This window comes from Ferruginibacter sp. (genome assembly GCF_031430955.1).
GTDB lineage: Bacteria > Bacteroidota > Bacteroidia > Chitinophagales > Chitinophagaceae > Ferruginibacter.
This window is the reverse complement of record NZ_JANPCM010000581.1, coordinates 1-2,734: the sequence shown is the minus strand read 5'-3', so window position 1 is coordinate 2,734 and position 2,734 is coordinate 1. Positions and strand designations below refer to the sequence as shown.

Annotated in this window: 3 protein-coding genes; all 3 read left to right on the top strand. The window is 35.4% G+C overall.

Features of this window, described 5'->3' with window-relative positions; all coding sequences use genetic code 11:
- Positions 1–92 precede the first annotated feature (92 nt).
- A complete protein-coding gene (locus ACY65O_RS16535) occupies positions 93–1,265 on the top strand; it encodes an Lnb N-terminal periplasmic domain-containing protein (RefSeq protein WP_462221968.1) in 1,173 nt (390 codons plus the stop codon).
- 27 nt (positions 1,266–1,292) lie between these two features.
- The gene (locus ACY65O_RS16530; RefSeq protein WP_462221967.1) at positions 1,293–2,081 is read left to right on the top strand and encodes an alpha/beta fold hydrolase; all 789 of its coding nucleotides are present in this window, start codon (positions 1,293–1,295) and stop codon (positions 2,079–2,081) included.
- Positions 2,082–2,200: 119 nt separating this feature from the next.
- On the top strand, positions 2,201–2,734 hold a 534-nt coding region (locus tag ACY65O_RS16525), incomplete at its 3' end, for a hypothetical protein (protein ID WP_462221966.1).

The following is a 2,734-nucleotide window of genomic DNA, read 5'->3' as shown; positions in this document are numbered from 1 at the left end:
ACTGAGCAAAGTCGAAGTGTTAACTAAGCGGTTCTATAAACTATCTGCTTCAAAAAAATAATTCCTGTAAATTCGTATTCAACAATTTTAAAATGAAAAAAAGTATTTGCCGCATTTTGATCGTCATTAATTTTTCATTATCCATTATTCATTATTCATTTGCCCAGGACTCTTCTCATTTAAGAATATCTCTGCTCACCTGCACTCCCGGCGATGAACTCTATTCTATTTTTGGCCACAGCGCTTACCGGGTAATTGACAGCAGCAGTGTAACAGACATCGTTTACAATTATGGTACGTTCGATTTTAATGACGAAGGTTTTTACATAAAATTTGCAAGGGGCAAATTAATGTACTATGTTTCCGCAGCAAGGTTTGATGATTTTAAATACAGTTATCAAAATGAAAACAGGGGAATTACCGAGCAGGTTTTAAATTTAACTGCAGCAGAAAAGACAACTATCCAGCATTTTTTAAATAATAATTTAAAAGAAGAAAATAAATATTATAAATACGATTTCTTTTTTGATAACTGCACTACAAGGCTCAGGGATATCCTTAAAAAAAATCATGATTCTTCTTTTACCATAAATCCTGTAATGCCGGCGGGCACAACTTTTCGCCAGGCTATTTATCAATACCTCGATAAAGGCCAGCAGCACTGGAGCAAACTCGGTATCGATCTTTTATTAGGCAAACCCTGCGACGCAGTAATGACGGCAGAGCAAATGCAGTTTCTACCCGATAACCTGATGAAAAGTTTAGACAGTGCCAATCATCCAATGGTATTATCTCATCAAAATTTATACAACATAAATAATGGCGCTGTTAAAAAGCCATTTTTTACACCTTTTGTTGTTTTCACACTTCTGCTGATAATAATTGTTTTAATAAGTTTATTAAAAAATAAAACTGCCCGTACATTTTTAAAACTGTTCGACTGGCTATTATTTTTTGCAACGGGTTTACTCGGTATCATTTTAGTTTTTATGACAACGGCTACTGACCACAGCATGACAAAAAATAATTTTAATTTACTGTGGGCATGGCCAACACATTTCATCATGGCATTCTTCATAAACAGTCCACAGGGTGGTATGCATAAAAAAAGTTGGGTAAAAAAATATTTTGTTTTCACTGCTATAGCTTTGGTGATTGTATTATTAGCCTGGTTTTTTTTACCGCAGCATTTAAATCCTGCTTTAATCCCTTTCGTGCTGTTGTTAATTTATAGAAGTGCTGTAAAATCTATCGGCGTTAAATAGCTTAACTTCACTAACTAAATTATTATTATGGAAACTAAAACCATGGCGTATCAATCTGCCCAAATTTTTTACCGCATTACCGGCACTGGAAAACCTGTTGTACTTATTCACGGCTTTGCCGAAGATGGTGAAATATGGAATAATCAAATTGAATTTTTAAAAGACGGTTTCACCTTAATAATCCCGGATTTGCCAGGCACCGGCAAATCTGAATTAATTGAAGACATGAGCATTGAAGGCATGGCCGATTTAATAAAAGCAATTATTGTAGAAGAAAATATCAGCCAGTCAATTATTATTGGCCACAGTATGGGTGGCTATATTACATTAGCCATTGCAGAAAAATATCCTGAATTAATAAGTGCCTTTGGTTTGTGCCATTCCTCCGCATTTGCAGATAATGAAGAAAAAAAAGCAGCCCGTTTAAAATCGATTGAGTTTATAAAAAGCAATGGCGCTTACGAATTTTTAAGAACAACTATACCTGGTCTGTTTCTTAACCCAGAAGGTTATAAACCTTGTACCGATTTAATCGAAAAAGGAAAAAGCTTCACCCCAGAAGCGTTAATAAAATATTATAAGGCCATGATTGCCCGGCCCGAAAGAATTGAAGTATTGAAAACTTTTAATGGCCCAGTGCTATTTATTATTGGAGAACATGATAAGGCCATTCCTTTTGAGCAAAGTATGCAGCAATGTTATTTGCCCCCGCAATCTCATGTACATATTTTACGCAACAGTGCCCACATGGGCATGTTAGAGGAAACAGACAAAGTAAATGCCGCAATGCTGCAGTTTTTACAATTGGCAACCTAACTAATATTATCACCGATTAAACAACAAACAAAACCTTTAAACCGTTTTAACAGGTACCAGCTTTGCAAAAGGCAGCATTTTATGTTACTTTTAGGTCTTACATCGTATAACATCCGGGAATGAAGAAATACTGTATTCTTTTTATTTTATCTTTTTTATCAGTTAAAGAAATTTTTGCCACACATATATCTGGTGGGGAAATGTCTTACATATATTTAGGCCCAGGTACATCCCCAGGTACGTTAAAATATAGTGTTACATTACGGATGTACAAAGATTGCCACTCCGGAGGAGCAACTTTAGATGACATTGTAGTATTTACTGTTTTCAATACATTAACTAATGCTCAAGTAAGAAATATAAAAGATATTCCAGGTTCTCCATTAGTAACGTTGCAGAAAATACCTAACGACCCATGCATACCTGATTCAATAGAACAAGAGGTTTGTTTTTTTACAAGAACCTATACTACAATCATTGACGATTTGCCTGCTAATAGTTCTGGGTATACAGTAACATATCAAAGATGTTGCCGGGTTGCTGGTATGCAAAACATTACCTCTCTTGATGTGGGTGTTTCTTATTTTGCCAAAATACCCGGCAATAGTATTACTGGTGCCGAAACTAATACCAGCCCGGTATTTGGCACAAAA